The following is a 20,197-nucleotide window of genomic DNA, read 5'->3' as shown; positions in this document are numbered from 1 at the left end:
GACTCAGGAGGGCAGCATGCCCTTGTTCGCCTCGTAGAAGCTCACGACTGCCGGGTCGAGCTGGGTGCCCTTGGCGGCATTGAAGAAATCGAGGGCTTCCTGCGGGATCTGCACACCCTGACCCTGCACGACGGCGACGGCGCGGTCGATCGCGTCGAACACCTGCTGGCTGGGGTCGGCGGCGGCCTGCTCCGGGGCTGCCGGGGCCGGGTTCCAGCGCGGGGTCTCGGTGGAGGAGGGGGCGGTGCGCGGAGTGGATCCGCTGCTCAAGCCGAGCGAGGACGAGCACGAGGGCCAAGCGCCCCAGCCCTGGCTGGCGAGCACCTTCTCGGCGACCGCGATCTGCTGTTCGCGGGTGGCCTGGTTGGCGGTCGCGGCGTATTCGCCGCCGCCGTGAGCATTCCAGGTGGAGGGGGAGAACTGCAGTCCGCCCTGGAAACCGTTGCCGGTGTTGATGCCCCAGTTGCCTCCGGCCTCGCACTGCGCGAGGCGATCCCAATCCTGGTCGGGTGCCGCGCTGGCGTTTCCAGCGAGAGCCACACCTGCGGTGCCGATGATCGCGCCGGTGACGGCGACCTTGGCTACGGTGCGCCCGGTGGAGGTTGGCTTGCGATGGCGTCCACTCATATCGGGTTCTTCTGCCTCTCGTACGCATCTGCACGTGGTCCGGACTGAGAGGTCGTCCGTCCCGCCCCCACCCCTGCTTCCGTTGGGGTCCGGTACCCGCGGGGTGAGGTTTGATGCGGCGGGCCGGTGGTTGCCGGTTGTCCCGGCTGGGTAAGACCGTACGACGATCGGCGCGAAAAATCACTATTTGGTAACCGGCGGGTCTGCGTGGGTCTCGGACCGGTATCGGTTGCGGCGGACAAGCTTCCGCGCAGCTGAGACATGGTGCGGGCGGGCCGGTCACGGGCCGCTGCCGCTCCGTTATCGCGCCGTTATGTGACGAGGATCACACTGACGGTTCGGTAACGATTAGCAGGGGTAACCGGTTTACCGCGATCGTCGGCCGGACCACAGTGCGAAAACGATCGCGCAGAGGAAGCCGAGCGGCGCCAACATCGCCAGCAGATACAGCCACAGGCCCGGGTCGGAATCACTGAGGACCGGCGTCAGGAATATGGCGACGATCGCAAGCAAGCCGATCGCGAACAGACCGAGTGCCACGTACAGCAACCGGTCGCCCGCGCGGCGCGGTGAGCGGCTCGGAGGCGGTGGCGCGGATGGATTCGTCACTGCTCGACCGTAAAACTGATGTGCTTGCGTTATTCGCACCGGGGTAGACTCTGTGTCAATCGCGTCCTGCACAGCTGTGGGGCGCGTTCTTTTCGCAAACTGACAGGAGCTGTCCGAGGCGGTATGCCGGACGAGCACCTGGGCAGACGGATGTGCTCGGGCCAGTGGGGCCCGAGTTTCGATGACGAACGGGTGAGTGCAGTGCCGACCGGCAGGGTGAAGTGGTACGACGTCGAAAAGGGCTTCGGCTTCCTTTCCCAGGACGAGGGTGAGGACGTCTATGTCCGTTCGTCCGCGCTGCCCGACGGCGTCGATGGGCTCAAGCCCGGCCAGCGTGTCGAATTCGGCATGGCCGCCGGTCGCCGTGGCCCGCAGGCGCTGAGTCTGAAGGTGCTCGAATCGCCGCCCTCGGTCCGTCAGGGCCAGGACCGCGATCGCGGTGCGCACAAGGAACCGGCCGCGCGCAAGCACACGCCGGACGAGCTGCACGGGATGGTCGAGGACATGATCACCCTGCTCGAGGCCAAGGTGCAGCCGGATCTGCGCAAGGGCAGGTACCCGGATCGCAAGACCGCGCAGCGCATTTCGGAAGTGGTGCGGGCGGTCGCGCGCGAACTCGATCACTGACGTTCGCGGATAACGAATTACGCGCGCTGCCCGGCTTACCGGGCAGCGCGCGAATCGTTTTCAGGCCGACCTTTTCGAGCGACCTGCGAGCAGTCGCTGCCGACCCTTTCGAGCGACCTGCGAGCAGTCGCTACGACGAGGTGCTGATCGACCAGGCCGCATGCGGGACGTAGAACTCGCGGCCCGTCTCGTCGCGCGCGAGGATCGGCAGCTGCAATTCGATACCGACGAGCCGCAATTCGGGCTCCGGCTTCGAATCGATGGTGACGGCGAGCGCACCCTCGGGGAAATCGTTGCGGCTCACCACCCGGTCCACCTTCTCGCCGGTGGGCATGGCGTAGACCAGCTGCGCCAGCCAGGGCGCGTCGGCGATCTTCTTCGGCAGCGACAGCTGCAGCGGGTATCCGGCGGGGACGTCCAGGATGACGGTCTCGCCGTACTTGCAGTCCTCCATTTTCACTGTGCAATACAGGAATGGGGACACCGTGACGGTCTTGCCGTGGGCGTATGCGGTGACGGTCGGGTCGGGGTGGTCCGCATTGCGGACGAACACCGTCAACACGCCGACGAAGGCGACGGTGAACACCAGTAGGGCCGCCACGCATAGCGCGACGACGGTGCGGGTACTGAGCTTGCTCACGACTGCGCCTCGCCGGCGCTCGGCTTCGTCGCGAGCAATGCTGCTGTGTCTTTGGTTCGTTCGCTGCGCTTACTCACAGATCGGATCTCCTGTGCCTCGTTGCATGTGCTTAGTTTCGCTACCGCGCTCCTTGCCGCGTTGTGCGGCTCGGTCGGCGTCGGCGTGTCGGGTGGTCGCGACCGCCTGCTCGGCATGTTCGGGGCGATGGCCGCCGAGGCCGGGCAGCAGGGAGTGGCCGCGGTCGCTGATGAAGGTCTGCAGCAGCCCGAACAGCAGGACCGCGGAGATGAACGCGAAACCCTGCCAATAGGTGGTCGGCATCAGCACGCCCGCCGCGCCGCCGAGAACCCAGCTGAGCTGCAGTACGGTCTCGGACCGGCCGAAGCCGGACGCGATCGATTCCGGCGGCAGATCGTCCTGGATGGAGGCGTCCAGCGATACTTTCGCCAGCGCGCTCGCACCCGCCGCGACCAGGGTGGCCAATGCGGCGCCGAGCAGATTGTCGAGGAAGACCGCGAGCAGGGCGACCGCGCAGCAGGCCGCGGTGCAGCCCAGCACGATCAGTGACGGCTTACCGAGTTTGATCCGGGCGCCGGTCGCGTTGCCGACGAAATTGCCGATCGCCGCGGCCACGCCGACCACACCGAGCATGGCGGCCTGCTGCCAGCCGCCGTGTTCGGTCGCCTTGGCGACGAAGGCCACATAGAAAGTCAGGAAGCCGGTCAAGATGCGAATGGCGCCATTGCCCCACAGTCCGGTCACGACCGCGCGACCCAGCGGCTGCCTGCGCTTGCGCGGCGGAACCGTGGCTTCGGTTGCCGGACTGAACACTTCGGTCTTCGCGTGATAACTGAGGGTCGCCGGAACCTCGCCCTCGGTGACCTCGACCCAACGCGGGATGCGCAGGCTCAGGAAGGTTCCGGCGACCGCGATCGCGGCGGCCAGCACCAGTGCGCCATTGGAGCCGGCGATCGCGGCGGCGAGAGCGGCGACCGCGCCCGCGCCGATGGTGCCGCCGACCAAACCGAACACGGTGAGCCGAGAGTTGGTGCGCACCAGGTCGATTTCGGGTGGCAGCACGCGCGGCGTCACCGCGCTCTTGAGTACCGAGAACGATTTACTGCCGATCATCATGCACAGGGCGAGCGGATACAGCGCCCAGCTGTCGAAGGCGATGATCAGCACCACCGCGACCACCACGCGCAGGGCGAAGGAGGTGGCGAGTGCGAGGCGGCGGCCGCGCTGTAGTCGGTCCAGCATCGGTCCGACGAGCGGGGCGATCACCGCGAACGGGGCGATGGTGATCAATAGGTAGAGCGCGACTTTGGTTTTGCTCTCCGCGGTCGCGCTGGCGAAGAACAGTGTGTTGGCCAGGGCCACCGCGATCGCGGCGTCGAGGGCGAAGTTCGCCATGGTGGCGTAGGTCAGCGCGGTGAGGCCGGATTTGTCGGCGCCGTCGGCCTTGGCGGCGCGCTGGAAGGTGGCGACACCGCGGGAGGTGAGCTCACGGCCGCGCATGGCGGCGACCCGGGTGACGGTCAGCTTGCGCGGAACGCGCTGCGGCTCGGCCGGAATTTCGGGTTCCGGCGGCGGGTCTGCCGGTTTCGCGGATCCGCCGGGCAGCGGCTTGGTCGGCGGTGGTTCGCGGCGTTGCGGTGGTGGTTCAGGTGGCAGCGGCGGAAGCGGGGACCGACGGGGCGGGGTGTGGGGTGGCGGGTAGCGGTCGTAACCGGGGTGACGCTGGATCGGTGGGGACTCCTCGCCATCCCACGGACCGCGGTCGGAACCGGAGGGATCGCGGGGAGTAGTCACAACGTCAATTCTGTCGTACATCGGCGACTTGGGTTCAATTGCCGCTCCAAGCCGTCCGGAAAGGTGAGCTCAGTCCGGTACGAATCGGACCTCGAAGATGGTCGGCCAGTATTTGCCGGTGATCAGGAAGCGGTCCGTGCCGGGCAGCTGCGCGATGCCGTTGAGCACATCGGTGCGCGCGCGCACGGTCGCGGGCAGCAGTCCGCTCGCGCCGATGACCGCGAGCACACGGCCGGTTTCGGGATCGATGTGCAGGATCTCGTCGGTGGGATAGGAATTGGCGTAGACGGAACCGTCGGCGGCGCAATCGAGTTCGTTGAGGCGGGCACGGTTTCGGGTGGTGAGGGTTACCGTGCCGGTCACGGCGAAGGTGAGCGGATCGCGGAAGGTGAGGGTGTCGGTGCCGTTGCTCATCACCACTTTGCCCGCGTGGGTGCACAGCCCCCAGCCCTCGCCGTCGAAGGACGCCCTGGCGCGTTCGGCCAATGTCGCCGGATCGCGGGCGATCGCGACCCGGTCTTTCCAGGTGAGCTGCCAGAGGGTGTCACCGGCTTTGGTGACGCCTTCGCCGAAGTAGGGCTTGGGCAGTTCGGCTCTGGTCAGTTCGTCGCCGGTGGTCAGATCGGTGGCGCGCACGCCCGACGCGCCCGGCATGCCGGTGGCTTCGTAGAGCACGGTGCCGTCGACCTCCAGACCCTCGGTAAACGCCCGTGGATCGTGCGGACGGGTGCCGACCACCTCGATATGCAGTCGCGGCGGATCGTCGTCGGAGCCGCCACACCCGGTGATTCCGAGCAGGCTGACCAGGACAACGACGGCCAACGAACGCCGATTGCGCTCCATACGGCAAAATGTAGGCCGTGAGCGCAGTATCTGTTTCGCAGTCCGGCGTGCGGCCGATCCTTGCCGATGCCGTCGACGTGGCCCGCCGTGCGCTCCTGGAGCTGGAGCCAACCGGTGTCGGCGCGCATATCGGTGTCACCGGCGAGGACGAGGCCGCGGCAACGCACCGGTTCGAGGCCACCCTGCCCGGCTATCGCGGCTGGCAGTGGGCGGTCGTGGTGGCGGCCCCGCCGGACGCGCAATACGCGACAGTGAGCGAATCGGCGCTGCTGCCCGGTCCGGACGCGCTGGTCGCACCCGATTTCGTCCCGTGGGAGCAGCGCATCCGCCCCGGCGATCTGGCGCCCGGCGACCTGCTCGCCCCGCCCGCTGATGATCCCCGGCTGGTGCCCGGCTACATCGCGAGCGGCGATCCGGCCGTCGACGAGGTCGCGCTGGAAATCGGCCTGGGCCGTACCAAGGTGCTCAGCCGCGAGGGCCGCGAAGAAGCCGCCGAACGCTGGTACTCCGAATACGGCCCCGAAACCGATATGGCCAAGGCCGCCCCCTCCACCTGCGGCCGCTGCGGCTTCTACCTCCCCCTCGCCGGCGCCCTCCGCTCCGCCTTCGGTGTCTGCGGCAACGCCATGGGCGCCGACGGTCACGTAGTCCACGCCGAATACGGCTGCGGCGCGCACTCCGACGTAGAAGTCCCGACCGGCGGCGGATCGCCGCTGTACGAGGCGTACGACGACGCGGCGTTCGATGTGATCCCGGTGGAGGCATTGCGCAAACCCGCCGCACCGGACGCGGTGACCACCGAGGGTGAGTCCGCCACCGCGCCTGGCATCAGTGATGCTGCGATCGCGGCAGAACCGATTACGGTCGAGCCGAGCGATCGTGCCGCATCCGATACTGCGGCCCAGCCGAGCGAGGCAGGGGCCGGTGATGTTGCGACCAGCTCAGTGGAGTCGGCTGCCATCTCGTCGGATGATGTTGTGGCCGAGCCGAATGCGTCGGTTGCGCACGATGTCTCGATGCCCGGCGCGGACAGCGATGCCGATGCTGAGGCCGCCGAAGATCTGACAGGTGAGGTCGCTGCGCCGACTTCGGTCGAGCCCGGCGTTGATACGTCGAGTGCTGTCGCGGCTGAGTCGCCCAGCGCGGTGGAGCCGACTGTTCTCCCGTCGGATGATGTTGTGGCCGAGCCGGATGCCGCGGTCGATTTCTCCGCGGGTGGTGTGGACAGTGAGCCCAGTACTGAGGCTGCTGAAGGTCTGACCGGCGATGTCGTTGAGTCGACCGTCGTTGGTGCACCGAGTGATATTGCGGCCGAGTCGCCCAGCGCGGTCGAATCGAGTGCTGTCGCCGCGTCGGATGAGGTTGCGGTGGAGCCGACTTCGGCCGCCGCGCCGAGCGGGGTCAGCGAGCCCAGTGACGCTGCTGTGGATCTGACAGCTGATTCGCTGACTGAGCCCGATTCGGCGGTCGTCGAGGATGCTGCGGCACCGAGTGTCGGCACCGAGGCAGGTGATGCGGCTGCCGCAACTCGGACTGCTGCAAGTGCTGAGCCGACCTCCCCGGAGCACGGCGCTGCTGCGTCGCGTTTCGGCAGCCAGCCGCCCAGCGCGGTCGAGTCGGACGCTGCGCACCTGCCGGGCGAGGCCGCGGCAGAGTCGAGCACATCGGGTGAGCCCGATGTCCTCGCCCAGGGTGTGGCCGACATGTCCAGCACCGCAGCCACATTCAGCCCTGCTGCTGACGTGGTCGCTGAGCCGGGCGCGGTGGTCGAGCCTGCTGACGCGTCCGATGCGGACCGCGAGTCGATCGGCGCAGTCGCGCCCGGCGCGGATGCGGCGGAGGGCCCGGTTGGATCGACGACGGGTGCATCCATCAGTCGCGAGACCGAGCCGAACGGTGCGACTGCCGAGAGCGTGGCAGGCCCTGAGGCCGGGGCAAGTGCGGGCTCGGCAAGCTTCCCCACTTCGGCAGATCCGAGCGCCGAAGCTGCTGCGTCGCAGCGGGAGTCGAGTGCCGAGCTTGCGTCCGGTGCAACCGCCGGGAGCGCCGAGGTAGCTCCCGAGGCAGTGGCGAGTGGCGCAACAGGCGACACCGCCGCAGTTGAGTCGAGCACCGGGGTGGCCGCGTCGCAGCCGGAGCCGGGTGTCGGTGCGGTTGTGGTCGAGCCGGGTGCTGAAGCCGCTGTGCCGCAGCCGGAGTCGGGCGCCGAGATCGCGTCTGGTGCGATTGCCGGGAGTGGCGAGGCGGTTCCTGCCGAGTCTGCGGCTGGCGACACTGCAGCAGTCGAGTCGAGTGCCGAAGTGAGCGTGCCGCAGCCGGAGTCGGGGGTCGGCGCAGCGGCCGCTGCCGTCGTGGTCGAGCCGGGTGCTGAAGCTGCTGTGCCGCAGCCGGAATCGGATGCTGGTTTCGCGACCGGGGCTACCGAGGTCAGTGCTGCCGCCGGTGCGGCGATTCACGGTGCGTCGGCAATCGGTGCGGATGGTGGCGTCGCTGCGGGGGAGTCCAGCGTCGACGAGGCTGTGTCCGAAGCTTCGGGTGCTGCTCCGGCATCGGACATCGACCGCGTGGCTGAGCGGGTTGTCGATGCGGCGGTCGAGGCTGAGGCCGCAGTGATCGAACCGGACATCGAAGGTGCTGGGGCGCAGCCGGAATCGGGTGCCGGCGGGGCCGACGCGGCGGCAGACTTCGTGGGCGGAGCTGAAGTTCCAGGTGACGAAGCTTCCGCCGTTCGAGGCGAGGCGGCCGACGCGCGCGGCGTGAGTGCCGACGCTGATGGTGGCGCTGTCGATGCTGACGGGGCCGTGGCGGACGCTGACAGCGGGGTCGCCGGTGCCGATGGTGAGACCGCTGACAGTGCGGGTGGGAGTGGGCCCGGGGCTGCGGCTCGGCCGGAGTTCGGGTCATCGCCGCAGGGGTGAGCGCGGTATCGGCGGCGGATCCGTTCGGGACGTCGGGGCTGCGGGCGGGGGTTCTTGCGGCTTGGCGTGATTCGCCTACTCGGTTGCGGGAGGATGCGGCGACCGAGGCGGATCTGGTGCGGGCGGGGTATCGGGATCGGCTGCTGACCGAATTGGCGCAGAATGCCGCGGATGCTGCGGCGAAGGCCGGTGTCGCGGGCCGGGTGGTGGTGCGTCTCGTCGACGGCGCCGTACATATTTCGAATACTGGTGCACCGCTGGATCTTTCGGGCGTGCACGCGCTGACCGCACTGCGTGCTTCCGGCAAGGCGGATCCGGCCGCGAGCGTCGGCCGCTTCGGCGTCGGCTTCACCGCCGTACGCACGGTAAGCGAAGAGATCGAGGTCCGATCGACCACCGGCTCCATACGGTTCTCCCACGAACTCACCTGGAAAGCCCTGCGCGACAACGCGATCACCGTCCCGGCCGATACCTTCACCCCACCCGTCCTCCGCCTGGCTTGGCCGACCGACGCCACCCCGCCACCAGAGGCGGACACCGAGATCGTCCTGCGCCTGCACCCCGACATCGACCCCCAATCCCTACTCGCCGCAATGCGCGCCGAAGCCGTCGATCTCCTCCTCGAACTGCCCGCCCTGCGGAGCATCCGAATCGGCGACGACGAGATCACCAGCACGGTCACCGATCTGCCCACTGAAGGTCCGCACCAGCGCGGGCACGAAGAACCCCACCCCGCACACGGCGACGCGGACTCGGGCGGCAGCCACGCCGACCCGAGTGACGGCCACACGGACCTGATCGGGCCGCACGACACCCACGACGCCGAATTCGGCCGCACCGATGCAGATCTGGGCACCGGCCGGTCCGCAGGGCTCGGGCTCAGGGAGTTGCGCATCGATGGCCCCGGATCGCAGCGCCGGGTTTGGTGGGAGTACCGGACTGCCCGGGCGCGCTGGTTGCTGCCGCTGCGGGATGGCAGGCCGGTGTCCGCTGCGCATGATGTGCTGCGCGCACCCACGCGATCCGACGAGGAGCTGTCGCTACCAGCTCTCCTGATAGCCGACATACCGATGCAGCCGGACCGCCGACGCGTCCTCCCGGGAGCTCGCCTTGCCGAATTCGCCCAGGGTTACGGCGATTTCGCCCGCGCACTCCCGCCGCGCGATCGCCTCGTCCTGGTTCCCGCCCCGGGCTTCGCGCGCAGCGAGGTAGACGGCATCCTGCGCGAGGCCCTGGTCCGCGAACTGCAGACCCACCCCTGGCTCCCGGTCGTCACCACCCGCTCGGAAACCGCTGGCGAAACCGCCGCACAGTCGGCCTCGGCCGGTACACGATCAGCCGTCGCGGACCAAGCCTTTTCGGTGCGCACGGCCGCTGAGAGCGGTGCCGAGCACAGTGGTCCGCTCGACACTGACGACTGGACCGCCGCAGACCTTCCCGGCCACGCGCGATCGCCCCGGACAAGACATGCGGTACCCACGCGAGCGAGCGTATTCACCGGCCTGAGTTCGGAATTGGCCGACCTGCTCGACGACATCGTCGGACCACTGGTAATACCCGAGTTGTCAGGGCGCGCACATAGCGAGGCTCTCGGTGTGCTGGATGTGCACAGACTGGGACTTGCTCGGCTTGCGGAACTTTCGTCCGGACTCGAGCGGTCTCCGAAGTGGTGGCATTCGCTGTACGTCGCGCTGGAGCCATACGTTGTCGACCCGCTGGCCGCTGAAGAACTCGGCGCGCTCGCGGTACCGCTGGCAGACGGCCGACTGGTAACCGGACCGCGCACAGCAGTTTTGGATGACCAGCTCGATGTCGCCATACCGGTGCACTGGGCGCGTCTGGTGCACCCCGAGGCAGTGCATCCACTCCTCGCGCGACTCGGCGCACGTTCGGCCACCGCCGAGGATCTGTTGAGCGATCCCGGATTACGCGCGGAACTGGAGGATCAGCCGGGCGATCCCGACACCACTGATGCCGTGCTGCGGCTGGCCGCACATGCCGATCCGTCGGCACTCCCGTCTTGGCTCGGCCTCCTCGAATTACCCGACACTACTGGGGAATTGCTCCCCGCCGACGAATTGCTGCTCCCCGACGCACCGCTGAGCACATTGCAGGTGCCGGATTCGCCGTTCGGCACTGTCGCAACGGACATGGTGGACCGCTACGGCGCCGAGGCGCTGCGTGCGGTGGGCGTCGGCTGGGATTTCAGCATTGTCGTCGAAACCGATCCCACCGGCCCCGATCACCACCTGGACGACGAGGAGCGCTGGTGGTCGGGCCTGCCCGAAGATCCGCCGGAACTGGCCGCAGTCCGCGACTTGGACCTGGTCGAAGAGTCCTGCTGGCCAGAGGCGTTGCGGCAGTTGGCATCCACTCCGCGCACCCGCAAACTGCTCACCGATCCCGATGGCTACACGGCCTGGTGGTTGCGCAGACACGCGCGTATCGATGGCATTCCGCTCGGCTTGCTCCGCTACCCCGCCGATACCGAATTCGCCGGCCTACTCCCCGAATTCGAACTTTCCGACCTGGATTCCGAAGCCTTACGCGGAGTCCTGGCGAATCCGAATGCCATCACCCAGGAACTGGCCGCCGCACTGCTGGACGCACTCGCCGACCCATCGAAAACCCCTACACCCGAGGTGGTTTCCCGAACCCACGCCCGCCTCGCCGCCGCCGTGGATCACCTCGACCTGACCGAACTCGAGCTCCCCGAGCGCGTGCGCGCCCTGTCCTCGGCAGTCGTCGACCCCAGCGACGCCTGGGTACTCGACCAGCCGTGGTTCGGCCTCGCTGTTCCAGCGGATCACCTGGTAGCAGGCGACACCGTCACGGCGTCCGCCCTCGCGACCCTGCTCGATCTCCCCATGGTCTCCGATGTGATCACCGCCGAGGTGATGAGCCAGGGCCGCCACACCACCTGGTCCGCCGAACCGCTGGGAATCGTTCTGCGCCAACTGTTCACCCTGCCCGATGAACAAGGCGACCTGGTGCTCCACGACGATCTCCAGATCCGCCTACGCGGTGCCATGGAAGCCACCGTCTGCGTCCCCTGGTGGCGCGACGGCACAACCACCCACATCCGTACCCCGCACCACCCGGCCTGACCGCGGCTACACAGCCGACCTACACCGCGTAGTTCGCAACCATCTCGCTGAGCAGATCCAGTTGTCCGCGCACACTTTCGCTGTCGTTGTCGACCAACCAGCGCAGCACGACACCGTCGATCACATTCAAGGTGAAGCGGCTCAGCGTCGGCACCGGCACGGACCACCGGCAACCGGTGGCATCGCGGGCATGGTCGAGGATGTCGGCGACCGTGGTGTCGTTGAATGCGTACTGTTCGCGCGCTATCGCGAGTTTCGCGGGAGTCGATTCCCCTTCGCGTAGCGCATATGTCGTGGTTTCGTATGTGAGCAGTTGTCGTTCCGGTGTGGCTTCAATGTTGAGCCACATCAGTTCCAGTCCGGCGCGCACCAATTTTTGAAGCGCTTCTTTTCCACTTCCGACGTCTTGCCAAACTGTTTCGTTGGCATCGACAGAATCGCGTAATTCCATCGACAACGCCTTGACCAGCTCGGTCATCAGCGCGTCCTTGTTTTCGAAACAGTAATGCACCACACCGAGCGAAACACCGGCTGCCTGAGCGACATCGCGCGTGGTCACGCCCGCGACGCCCTTTTTCTCGGCAAGGCCGATGGCTGCCTCGATAAGGTGGGCCCGTCGTTCTTCGACGCTCAATCGGGAGGACACCCAAGGGAGTTAAGTCCGCAACTCCGCCACAGTCAATTCGCAGGGCCGAAAATCTCGACTGGACGATTGTCCAGTTGTGTGGTTCGCTTCAGCACGGGATCGAAGGGAGACGCGCATGCCGGTGTCACGCAGAACGGTGCTGGCCCGAACCGCGATGGGTTCCGCCGCGCTCGCGACAGCGGGCACGGTGCCGGGTGTGACTTCGGCGCTCGGCGCACCGGCCGCCGCGGCTCCCGAATCGGGTGGCTACCGCATCGGACTCGGGCTTTCCGATATCACCGGCCCGGCCGCCGAATGCGGAATGATGGGCTATTCACAGTTCGAGCAGCAGACGGCGGGCATCCATCTGCGCCCGCGCGCTCGCGCATTCATCATCGACAGTGGTGCGCGTCGAATCGTGTTCGCGGTAGCGGAGAACGGCATGATTTTCCAGTCCGTGCATCGCGGCGTCATGCTCGAACTCGCCCGCCGCTTCGGTGATCTGTACACCGAACAGAACGTCGCGCTCACCTCGACGCATTCGCATGCGACCTGTGGCGGCTCCAGCAACGATTACGCGTATAACCTGTCGATTCTGGGTTTTCAACAGCAGGTATACGACGCCGAGGTGAACGGCATTGTGGAGGCGATCGCCGCCGCGCACGCCGATCTCGGACCGGGTACGCTTTCGCTGGGTCGCGCCGAACTGCACGACGCGAGCGTCAACCGATCACGAGTTGCCTTCGAACGCAATCCGGATGCGGATAAACAGCACTTCCCGAATGCCGTCGACCCGGCGGTCACCGCACTGTCATTCGTCAAGGGCGGCAAACAAGTCGGCGCAATCACCTGGTTCGCCACGCACAACACCTCGATGACCAACCAGAACCGACTGATCAGCGCGGATAACAAAGGTTACGCGTCGTTCTCGTATGAACACGCCGAGCACGGCGTTCGCTATCTCGATGGCCCCGCTGATTTCGTCGCCGCGTTCGCGCAGACCAACGCGGGGGATATGTCCCCGAATCTCGATCTGCAACCCGGTTCGGGACCGACCCGGAACGAGTTCGACAACACCCGCATCATCGGCGAGCGTCAGTACCGCGCCTCGAAAACCGCGTTGTCGGGTGCACAGTCCATCGGCGGTCCGGTCGATTCGATGCTCTGTTATATCGACTTGGCCGATATCGCCGTCGACGGCGGATTCACACCTGACGGCCAACCGCGCCATACCGCGCCCGCCGCCGCGGGCGTCTCGCTCATCGCGGGCAGCGTCGAGGATGGTCCCGGCCTGCCGGGTATCCCGATCCCCGAGGGTGTGCGCAATCCGTTCATTGATGCGCTCGGCGACCCGCGCCAGCCAGCACCGTCCTGGCTCGCGGATGCGCAGGCGCCCAAGGCGATCATCGCGCCGCTCGGGCTGTTGCCGCCGGTGCCGTGGGTGCCGAATGTGGTGCCGATCCAGATTGTTCGGATCGGTGAGCTCTACTTGGCCTGCGGCGGTGCAGAGTTCACCATCGTCGCCGGACTGCGCATCCGCCGAGCTGTTGCCGCCGCGCTCGGCGTTCCGCTGGAGCAGGTGCTGATGCAGGGCTACGCGAACGCGTACCACGAATACGTCACCACCCCGGAGGAATACGACTCCCAGCAGTACGAGGGCGGCTCAACCCTGTTCGGACGCTATACATTGCCCGCCTACCAGCAGGAGTTCACCCGTCTGGCAACGGCTTTCGCCGTCCGTCAGCAGGTCCCGCGCGGTCCGGCGCCGCGCGACGTATCCAACCTGCAGCCGAACTTCCAACCCGCACCCGGCCCGGACACCACACCGTCGGGTCGTGGATTCGGCGATGTCCTGACCCAGCCCGCCGCCTCGTACGTGTCCGGCACCCAGGCCGCCGCCGAATTCGTCTCCGCCCACCCGAAACACAACCCCCGGCGCAACGGCACCTTCCTGGAAGTGCAGCGCCGCAACGCATCCGGCGACTGGGTCCGCGTCGCCAACGAGGGCGAATGGGCCGTCCGCTTCTACTGGAGCAAGCGTGGACCGGCCGCATCCGTAGCCCGCTTCACCTGGGACATCCCGACGGACGCCGCCCCCGGCACCTACCGCATGCAACACTTCGCCGACAGTCTGAGCCCCGACGGCACCCTGCACCCCTTCACCGGTATCACCAACGAGTTCGAAGTGAGCTGAGGCAGGCGGTCAAAGTCCGGTTTGCGCGCCTTTGTCGCCGCGGCGGACGCCCCGGCGCTGGATCGCGAAGATCGTGTAGCCGAGCAGGCCGACGGCCATACCCATCAGACACACCGGACGGGCGGATTCCCAGCGGTCGCTGGTCCACACGACGACGGTGGCGATCAGCCAGAGGGCGCTGCCGACCGCGAGGACCGGCCGTGGATCGGTGAAGCGCGGCGGGATCTGCGGGACATTCTGGGGCACAGTCACAGCGTAGCCGCGGGAAGAGGCGGTCACCGGCGAGCGTGTCCCGTATCGTTCTGCTCTGTGACAACGCCATCGGATGTTCGAGCTCTCGCCGGTGAGCTGTCGCTCGCGGTGGTGCGCTTGACGCGACATCTGCGGGGGCGGCGCGCCGACGCCCAGATTTCGCTGACGCAGCTCTCCGCGCTCGCCACCCTGCATCGAGAAGGGGCGATGACGCCGGGCGCGCTGGCCGCCAAGGAGCGCGTACAGCCGCCGTCGATGACGCGCGTGATCGCCTCGCTGTCCGATCTGGGATTGGTGGAGCGCAAGCCGCATCCGACCGATGGCCGCCAGATCATCGTGTCGCTCTCGGATGCGGGTCGCGCACTGATCGCCGACGAAACCAGCGCCCGCGAGGCCTGGATGACCGAACAGCTCTCAACCCTCACCGACGAACAACTGGTCGTGCTGACGCGCGCCGTCGGCATCATGAAGCAACTCGTCGACGACTCGGAGTAACCGAACCCACCCCGGGCACTGGTTGCTAACGAGGTGGGTAACCACCCCGGGCGTATTGGGCACCGAACGGCTGGTCGCTGTCCACGATTTCGCGGCCGAGGGGGAACAGGGAGATCGGGATCAGTTTGAGGTTCGCCCAGCCGAACGGGATGCCGATGATCGAGATGAACAGCGGGATGCTGGTGAGCAGGTGGCCGAGCGCCAGCCACCAACCGGCGACGATGAACCAGATGATGTTGCCGATCATCGATCCGACACCCGCGGAGGGTTTTTCGACCGTGGTGCGTCCGAACGGCCAGAGCACATAGGTCGCGATCCGGAACGAAGCGATACCCCAGGGGATCGTGATGATCAGAACGCAGCAGATGATGCCCGCGACAATGTAGCCGAGCGCCATCCAGAACCCCACGATTACGAGCCACAGGATATTGAGCACCAGCTGAATCGGCTTCATGAATCCAGCATGCCAGCCCACCGAGCCTCCGACATCACTCCGGAGTACGAGGTCGGCTCAGGGATATCCCTGATCAGCGAAATCAGCGCCCCGACCGGCCGACCAGCCGCCTCGGCACGGAACGGCGGTCATCACGGATCCGACCGCCCAGAACTGCTCGGTTCGGCAAACGCAGGCCGTCTCAGGCCCCGAGGCGGCCGGGCTCGTGGGAAAGCCCCGAAATCGCGGCTGGTCGACCCGAGCCCGGCTCACAGATTCAGCTCGACCCGAGAGCCGGTCGTGCGGCGGAGACGACCCGGCTCCGCGGGTGCAGACCGGCTGCGCGACCAACCCGATCCATCGGGACTTGGCTGGCCCAGCAAAGACAGCCCAGCTCAGAAGAACCAGCCGAGTACCGCGTCTCGTTCCGCGCCGAATGCTTCGTCGAGGGCGCGTAGTTGCACGGCGTCCTTGGCCTGCAGGCGGTTGGCGGCGGCGAAGACGCGGGCCGGGTAGGCGCCGAGGTACATGGAGGCCAAGACGTCGATGCCGAGTTCGAAGTCGGGTGGGCGGGTGCTGGGTGTGCATTCGGCGATGCCGTCGCGCACCGTGAGCGCGAAGGTGCCGCCCGCGTCGCGGAACGGATCCTGCACTGCGAGAACGATATCGAGGTCGCGCAGGTATGAGCGAGCGGTCAGCGCCGCGGGAACATCCATGAGCCGCAACCACAAATCGTCGAAGCGCGCCTTCGTGCGCACCAGTCGGAGATCGGTGAGCAGATACGGCAGCGGATCGTTGTCGGTGATCGACGCCTCGACGTGAGTGCACAGCTCCAACCCGAATAGTGCCCGCCACAACGCGATCTGCGCCTCCGAGGTTACCGCGCGCATCTCCTCGACCACCGCGGACTTGCCTTGTTCGCGGCGGTGGTAGCGATACAGCACATAACCGTCCGGGTGCAGGAATGCGAAGAGCTCGGTGCCACCGTCGCGGAACGCGGGCGAATCGGAGAGGTCCATCTGCCAGCGCGCCTCGGGACGCGCCTGCGCACCGGGCACCAGACGCCGCCAGCGGTCGTAGATCGCACGTAGCTGCTCGCCCGCATCGGCCGTGGTGCTGAGCACCACGCCGCCCGGATCGGGGGCGGACGGCAGGAATTCGACGAACCGCCGGTCGATCGAGACCGCGTTCTGCCGAATCGTCGGCCCGTATCCGAACCTGCCGTAGATGGCGCCCTGACTCGCGGTGAACATGGTCAGCGGGAGCCCGGCCGCCTCGGTGCGCCGATGCTGCTCGATGTAGATGGCCCGCAGAATTCCGCGCCGCCGGTGCGTCGGCGCGACGCCGACCCCGGCGATTCCGCAGGCCTCGACCGTGCGCTCGCCGGGCACGGTCAGCGTCATCCGAGTGGACCTGGCATGTCCGACGACGCGCCCGTCTTCGATCGCGACGATCGCCTTTTCGGTCGGAAAGACCCGCGCCCGCAATTCCGCATACTCCGGCTCGCCGCGCATCCCGAACGAGGTGTCGCCGAGCAACTGAATGGCCGCCACGTCATCCTCGGTGGCCGACCGGATGGTGATGCCGGGTATCAGCGTCATCCCTCGACGATCGCACGCCCCCCGACCCGCCCGCACCCGAATTACCGCCACTTCGTACGGATCGACGCCCAACCCGCACCCGAACAAAAGTAGTGGACCGCTTCTCGAACCGGCCCCGTCTGAGCGGGCTGCATGATCGGAGCCGATGCACTGGTCCACCGACCGTGGCTATCGCAGCGGAAGCCGTAGGTAGCATCGTGTGATGCGTTCGGCAGCACAGCTATTCGGTGATTTCATCTGGCCGGTTGTGCTGGTGGGTGCGGTGTCGCGCAGCTGGCTCGCCGACACCGGAGGGCAGTGGCTCGCCGGTGTTCTGACCGTCATCGCCATGTTGGTCCTGACGCACGAATTTCTCGCGCCCAGCTTGCGGACCGCGCCCTTTCCCGCCCTGCACCTCGAGTTGCTCGCGCTCGCGGTATCGGTGGTGGCCGTGGTGCGGGTTCCCCGCGTTACCGGTGGATTCCTGGAACCGGGACCATCGATCGCCGCGGCGCTCGTGGTCGCGGTGGTGTCGGCGAAGTTCGTTTCGCTCGGACGGGCGATCGCTGAGCCGGTAGATCAGGAGTTGGTATTTCCGCTCGGCCCCGGCCGATGGCTGATCGTCGAGGGTGACGGTCGGTTGTGGAACCACCATTGGATTGTGCGGAGTGAGCGGGCCGCCTTGGATATCATCCGTCTCTCGACGTGGCGACAGACCCGAAAGCGGCTGTCGGCGCGGCGAATCGAGGACTATCTGGCATTCGGGGCGGATGTCTACGCGCCATGTTCCGGGTGGGTGCGCGAAGCCGCGGATGACACGCCGGACGACGATCGCGATTTCCGCCGGGCAGGTGGAAACGAGGTCGTCATCGACAATGGCAAGGAATTGATCGTCATCGCCCATCTTCAGCGCGGCAGTGTCGCGGTCGAGGCCGGACAGCACGTCGAGGTGGGCCAGCGAATCGGTGCCATCGGAAGTTCCGGTAACTCCACCGAACCCCACCTGCACATTCACGCGGAATGCGCCGGGGAGCCGCGCCGCCTGGTTTTCCGGGGCTTTCGTCGACGCTTTCCGCGCGGCGCGGTTGTCACGGTCCGAACCGGACACGCAAATCAGCCGATCTAGCTGCGCGAAGGACCATTGAGGTGCATGATTCTCGGATCGGCACACCGTTCGAACGGTGACTTCGGCCAGGTCCTCGAGAGTCCCGGCTACCAACTGCTGGAGGCTTTTGTCCGCACTGTCGTGGCACAGTCCGGTCGACCCGGGGCTCGCTTCCAGTTCATGTTGCTGACGACGCGCCCGCAGCCGGAGATGTCGACACTGCAGGTCATTCTGGTCTCGGAGATCTCGGCGACGGGTGTCGGGCCGATGATGGATCCGATTGTGGCCGGGCGGGGTCGGCGCGGCAGGATGATGTCGTGGCTGATGTGATCGATATCGACGATCCCGCTGATCCGCGGGTCGATGACTTTCGCGATCTGAAGTCGGCGGATCGGCGGCCGGATCTGCCGGGGCGCAAGGGGTTGGTGATCGCGGAGGGGGTGGTGGTCGTCCAGCGGATGTTGGATTCGCGGTTTCGGCCGAGTGCGCTGCTCGGGGTGGAGAAGCGGCGGGTGGAACTCGTGGAGGAGCTGGCGCGGATCGATGTGCCGTATTACCGGGCGAGCGCCGAGGTGATGGCGCAGGTGGTCGGGTTCCATCTCAATCGCGGGGTGCTCGCGGTGGCGCGCAGGCCCGCGGAGTTGACCGTGGACGACGTTATCGAGCGGGCCCGCACGGTCGCGGTTCTGGAGGGTGTGAACGATCACGAGAATCTCGGCTCGATGTTCCGGAATGCCGCCGGACTCGGCGTCGAGGCGATTCTGTTCGGCGATCGGTGCGCCGATCCGCTGTATCGGCGTGCGGTGCGGGTGTCGATGGGGCATGTGCTGCGGGTGCCGTTCGCACAACTGCCGAAGTGGCCGGAGGGGCTGGATGTGTTGCGGAGCAACGGATTCCAGATCATCGCACTCACCCCGAACCCGGCTGCGGTGAATTTGGCGACGGCGATGACGGGGGAGCGGGTGGCGCTGCTGCTCGGCGCGGAGGGACCCGGATTGACCGAGGAAGCCATGCGCGCCACTGACATTCGAGCCCGCATCCCGATGTCACCCGGCACGGATTCGCTCAATGTGGCGACCGCGGCCGCCATGGCGTTCTATGAACGGGTGAGGACGTCGTGAGTTACTTCCCGAACGGGGCGTATCGGCCCTACCAGCCGTACCAGGATCCGACCCCGTGGGCCGCCGGACTCACCGTCGCGACCATGGTCGCACTGCTGACGGCCGTCGCGGTGTACGCATTCGGCTCGGCGCTGGCGGACGTCCATCCGCTGCTTGCGATCCTGGTCAATCTCGTCGCGGTCGGCGGCGCCGCACCCACCGCCTGGCGTTGGCGCCTGGCACCGGTGACCCGGTGGGTCGTCGGTGGGGGTGCGGCTGGTGTGTTGCTCGGCTGGTGCGTCTTGATCATCGGCGGTCTGTCGGGGTAGCAGACCTCGTCGGCCCGGTGCGGCTCGCGACCTCTGTGGCTGGGGGTGAAGTGTGAGTTGGGGTGGCGGTCTGCCGCGAGCCAGCTGGGTATGCCCGTCGGCCTAGCGATCTACACGACGTGGTGGCAAAGCCAGTTGCGCGCGCTCACGAGACGCGATCCTTGCCGCGCAGCCAGTCGAGCAGACCGCGTCTCGGTTTCATGTCGCCGTTGTGCTCTCCCAGCGGGATCAGGTCGGCGGGGTCGGGTGCCTGGCCCTTGGGGTAGAGGGTGAATCCGCAGACCGCGATATCGCCTGGTACCAATGCGCCTTCGGGGGCCGGGGCGCGATAGTGGAAGCCGAGCCATTCGTTATTGGCGGCGTCGGCGAAATCGGGCGGGTCGAAGGGGAGGGTTTGCGGGTCGGGCAGTTCCCCGGCCTGCCACCGCACCGGATGATCACCGGCCCAATACGAACGCTCCCACACCAGCGGGAGGCCCTCGTCCTCCAGGATGTTCACCCGCGTCGAGCTGAACGAGCGCCGGAATTCGCCACGCTCCCAATGCGCGAACGCGCCCCAGCCGTGATGTGCGTCGAACGAGATCAGATAGGTGTGCTCCGAGGCGAGCGGGCGAACCAGCAATTCCGCCAGCGCCGTCGGGTGCGCCCGCGCGGCCTGTGCCGAGCACACCACGGTGACTCCGGGGTAGCAGCCGATGTACACCTCGTCGGCATCCGGTCCGGCGCAACCGCCCAGCGTGCCGACCATGATCGGCATGACATCGTGGTCGGTGTGCAGCTGTTTCGCCAGCGCGAGCGCGGCTTCGGGGTCCGGATCGTGGTTCGCGCGGAGTATCGCCAACGGATCCTGTGCGTCGACGTACCAGAGAGACGAAGCCTTGGACAGCATTTCCGGCACCTC

At 67.1% G+C, this 20,197-nt stretch carries 19 protein-coding genes; 9 read left to right on the top strand and 10 right to left on the bottom strand.

What is annotated here, in order from left to right; all coding sequences use genetic code 11:
* Window positions 1–3: 3 nt before the first annotated feature.
* Window positions 4–627: a transglycosylase family protein gene (locus ACQPZ2_RS41210; protein ID WP_063044413.1), complete on the bottom strand. Its 624-nt coding sequence runs from the start codon at window positions 625–627 to the stop codon at window positions 4–6.
* A 366-nt stretch (window positions 628–993) separates the two neighbouring features.
* On the bottom strand, window positions 994–1,236 hold the full coding sequence (locus tag ACQPZ2_RS41205) for a hypothetical protein (protein WP_387286249.1): 243 nt from the start codon (window positions 1,234–1,236) through the stop codon (window positions 994–996).
* A 201-nt stretch (window positions 1,237–1,437) separates the two neighbouring features.
* Here ACQPZ2_RS41205 and ACQPZ2_RS41200 point away from each other — a divergent pair, with 201 nt between their 5' ends.
* The gene (locus tag ACQPZ2_RS41200; protein ID WP_063044411.1) at window positions 1,438–1,863 is read left to right on the top strand and encodes a cold-shock protein; all 426 of its coding nucleotides are present in this window, start codon (window positions 1,438–1,440) and stop codon (window positions 1,861–1,863) included.
* 130 nt (window positions 1,864–1,993) lie between these two features.
* On the opposite strand, the gene ACQPZ2_RS41195 is transcribed toward ACQPZ2_RS41200, so the two are convergent.
* The 3 genes from ACQPZ2_RS41195 to ACQPZ2_RS41185 form a co-directional block, all read right to left on the bottom strand.
* Complete coding sequence (locus ACQPZ2_RS41195; protein ID WP_433523302.1) at window positions 1,994–2,503, bottom strand: DUF2771 domain-containing protein; 510 nt, start codon at window positions 2,501–2,503, stop codon at window positions 1,994–1,996.
* A gap of 69 nt (window positions 2,504–2,572) precedes the next feature.
* Window positions 2,573–4,315, bottom strand: a complete 1,743-nt coding sequence (locus tag ACQPZ2_RS41190) for an MFS transporter (protein ID WP_433523301.1) — start codon at window positions 4,313–4,315, stop codon at window positions 2,573–2,575.
* A gap of 69 nt (window positions 4,316–4,384) precedes the next feature.
* Window positions 4,385–5,158 (bottom strand): glutaminyl-peptide cyclotransferase, encoded by a 774-nt coding sequence (locus ACQPZ2_RS41185; protein WP_433523300.1) that lies wholly within the window; start codon window positions 5,156–5,158, stop codon window positions 4,385–4,387.
* A gap of 17 nt (window positions 5,159–5,175) precedes the next feature.
* On the opposite strand from ACQPZ2_RS41185, the gene ACQPZ2_RS41180 reads away from it, so the two are divergent.
* Both ACQPZ2_RS41180 and ACQPZ2_RS41175 read left to right on the top strand, forming a co-directional pair.
* Window positions 5,176–8,076: a DUF3027 domain-containing protein gene (locus tag ACQPZ2_RS41180; RefSeq protein ID WP_433523299.1), complete on the top strand. Its 2,901-nt coding sequence runs from the start codon at window positions 5,176–5,178 to the stop codon at window positions 8,074–8,076.
* The gene (locus tag ACQPZ2_RS41175; RefSeq protein ID WP_433523298.1) at window positions 8,073–11,183 is read left to right on the top strand and encodes a sacsin N-terminal ATP-binding-like domain-containing protein; all 3,111 of its coding nucleotides are present in this window, start codon (window positions 8,073–8,075) and stop codon (window positions 11,181–11,183) included. The genes ACQPZ2_RS41180 and ACQPZ2_RS41175 overlap by 4 nt, the downstream gene beginning before the upstream one ends.
* Before the next feature lie 19 nt (window positions 11,184–11,202).
* Here ACQPZ2_RS41175 and ACQPZ2_RS41170 read toward each other — a convergent pair whose 3' ends face one another.
* The gene (locus tag ACQPZ2_RS41170; RefSeq protein WP_387286241.1) at window positions 11,203–11,817 is read right to left on the bottom strand and encodes a TetR/AcrR family transcriptional regulator; all 615 of its coding nucleotides are present in this window, start codon (window positions 11,815–11,817) and stop codon (window positions 11,203–11,205) included.
* Window positions 11,818–11,944: 127 nt separating this feature from the next.
* Between ACQPZ2_RS41170 and ACQPZ2_RS41165 the strand changes: the two genes are divergently transcribed.
* Window positions 11,945–14,002 carry a neutral/alkaline ceramidase gene (locus tag ACQPZ2_RS41165; RefSeq protein ID WP_433523297.1) on the top strand — a complete coding sequence of 686 codons (2,058 nt, stop codon included), beginning with the start codon at window positions 11,945–11,947 and terminating at the stop codon, window positions 14,000–14,002.
* A gap of 9 nt (window positions 14,003–14,011) precedes the next feature.
* Here the strand turns inward: ACQPZ2_RS41165 and ACQPZ2_RS41160 are convergent, their stop codons facing one another.
* On the bottom strand, window positions 14,012–14,248 hold the full coding sequence (locus ACQPZ2_RS41160; protein ID WP_433523296.1) for a DUF2530 domain-containing protein: 237 nt from the start codon (window positions 14,246–14,248) through the stop codon (window positions 14,012–14,014).
* A 63-nt stretch (window positions 14,249–14,311) separates the two neighbouring features.
* Between ACQPZ2_RS41160 and ACQPZ2_RS41155 the strand changes: the two genes are divergently transcribed.
* Window positions 14,312–14,749, top strand: coding sequence for a MarR family winged helix-turn-helix transcriptional regulator (locus ACQPZ2_RS41155; RefSeq protein WP_063047673.1), 438 nt, complete (start codon window positions 14,312–14,314; stop codon window positions 14,747–14,749).
* A gap of 25 nt (window positions 14,750–14,774) precedes the next feature.
* Here ACQPZ2_RS41155 and ACQPZ2_RS41150 read toward each other — a convergent pair whose 3' ends face one another.
* Window positions 14,775–15,203, bottom strand: coding sequence for a YccF domain-containing protein (locus ACQPZ2_RS41150; protein ID WP_433523295.1), 429 nt, complete (start codon window positions 15,201–15,203; stop codon window positions 14,775–14,777).
* 374 nt (window positions 15,204–15,577) lie between these two features.
* The gene (locus ACQPZ2_RS41145; RefSeq protein WP_433523294.1) at window positions 15,578–16,783 is read right to left on the bottom strand and encodes a GNAT family N-acetyltransferase; all 1,206 of its coding nucleotides are present in this window, start codon (window positions 16,781–16,783) and stop codon (window positions 15,578–15,580) included.
* A gap of 202 nt (window positions 16,784–16,985) precedes the next feature.
* On the opposite strand from ACQPZ2_RS41145, the gene ACQPZ2_RS41140 reads away from it, so the two are divergent.
* From ACQPZ2_RS41140 to ACQPZ2_RS41125, 4 genes are read left to right on the top strand one after another with little or no spacing between them, the layout of a single operon-like run.
* Window positions 16,986–17,888: a M23 family metallopeptidase gene (locus ACQPZ2_RS41140; RefSeq protein WP_433523293.1), complete on the top strand. Its 903-nt coding sequence runs from the start codon at window positions 16,986–16,988 to the stop codon at window positions 17,886–17,888.
* Window positions 17,889–17,912: 24 nt separating this feature from the next.
* Window positions 17,913–18,197 (top strand): hypothetical protein, encoded by a 285-nt coding sequence (locus ACQPZ2_RS41135; RefSeq protein WP_433523292.1) that lies wholly within the window; start codon window positions 17,913–17,915, stop codon window positions 18,195–18,197.
* Window positions 18,185–18,988 carry a TrmH family RNA methyltransferase gene (locus ACQPZ2_RS41130; RefSeq protein ID WP_433523291.1) on the top strand — a complete coding sequence of 268 codons (804 nt, stop codon included), beginning with the start codon at window positions 18,185–18,187 and terminating at the stop codon, window positions 18,986–18,988. The genes ACQPZ2_RS41135 and ACQPZ2_RS41130 overlap by 13 nt, the downstream gene beginning before the upstream one ends.
* Window positions 18,985–19,296, top strand: a complete 312-nt coding sequence (locus ACQPZ2_RS41125) for a DUF2537 domain-containing protein (protein WP_433523290.1) — start codon at window positions 18,985–18,987, stop codon at window positions 19,294–19,296. The genes ACQPZ2_RS41130 and ACQPZ2_RS41125 overlap by 4 nt, the downstream gene beginning before the upstream one ends.
* A 145-nt stretch (window positions 19,297–19,441) precedes the next feature.
* On the opposite strand, the gene ACQPZ2_RS41120 is transcribed toward ACQPZ2_RS41125, so the two are convergent.
* Window positions 19,442–20,185, bottom strand: a complete 744-nt coding sequence (locus tag ACQPZ2_RS41120; RefSeq protein WP_433523289.1) for a DUF6928 family protein — start codon at window positions 20,183–20,185, stop codon at window positions 19,442–19,444.
* Between the last annotated feature and the right edge of the window lie 12 nt (window positions 20,186–20,197).

This window comes from Nocardia pseudovaccinii, from assembly GCF_050942345.1.
GTDB classification, from domain to species: domain Bacteria; phylum Actinomycetota; class Actinomycetes; order Mycobacteriales; family Mycobacteriaceae; genus Nocardia; species Nocardia pseudovaccinii.
This window is presented reverse-complemented; position numbering and strand designations above follow the sequence as displayed.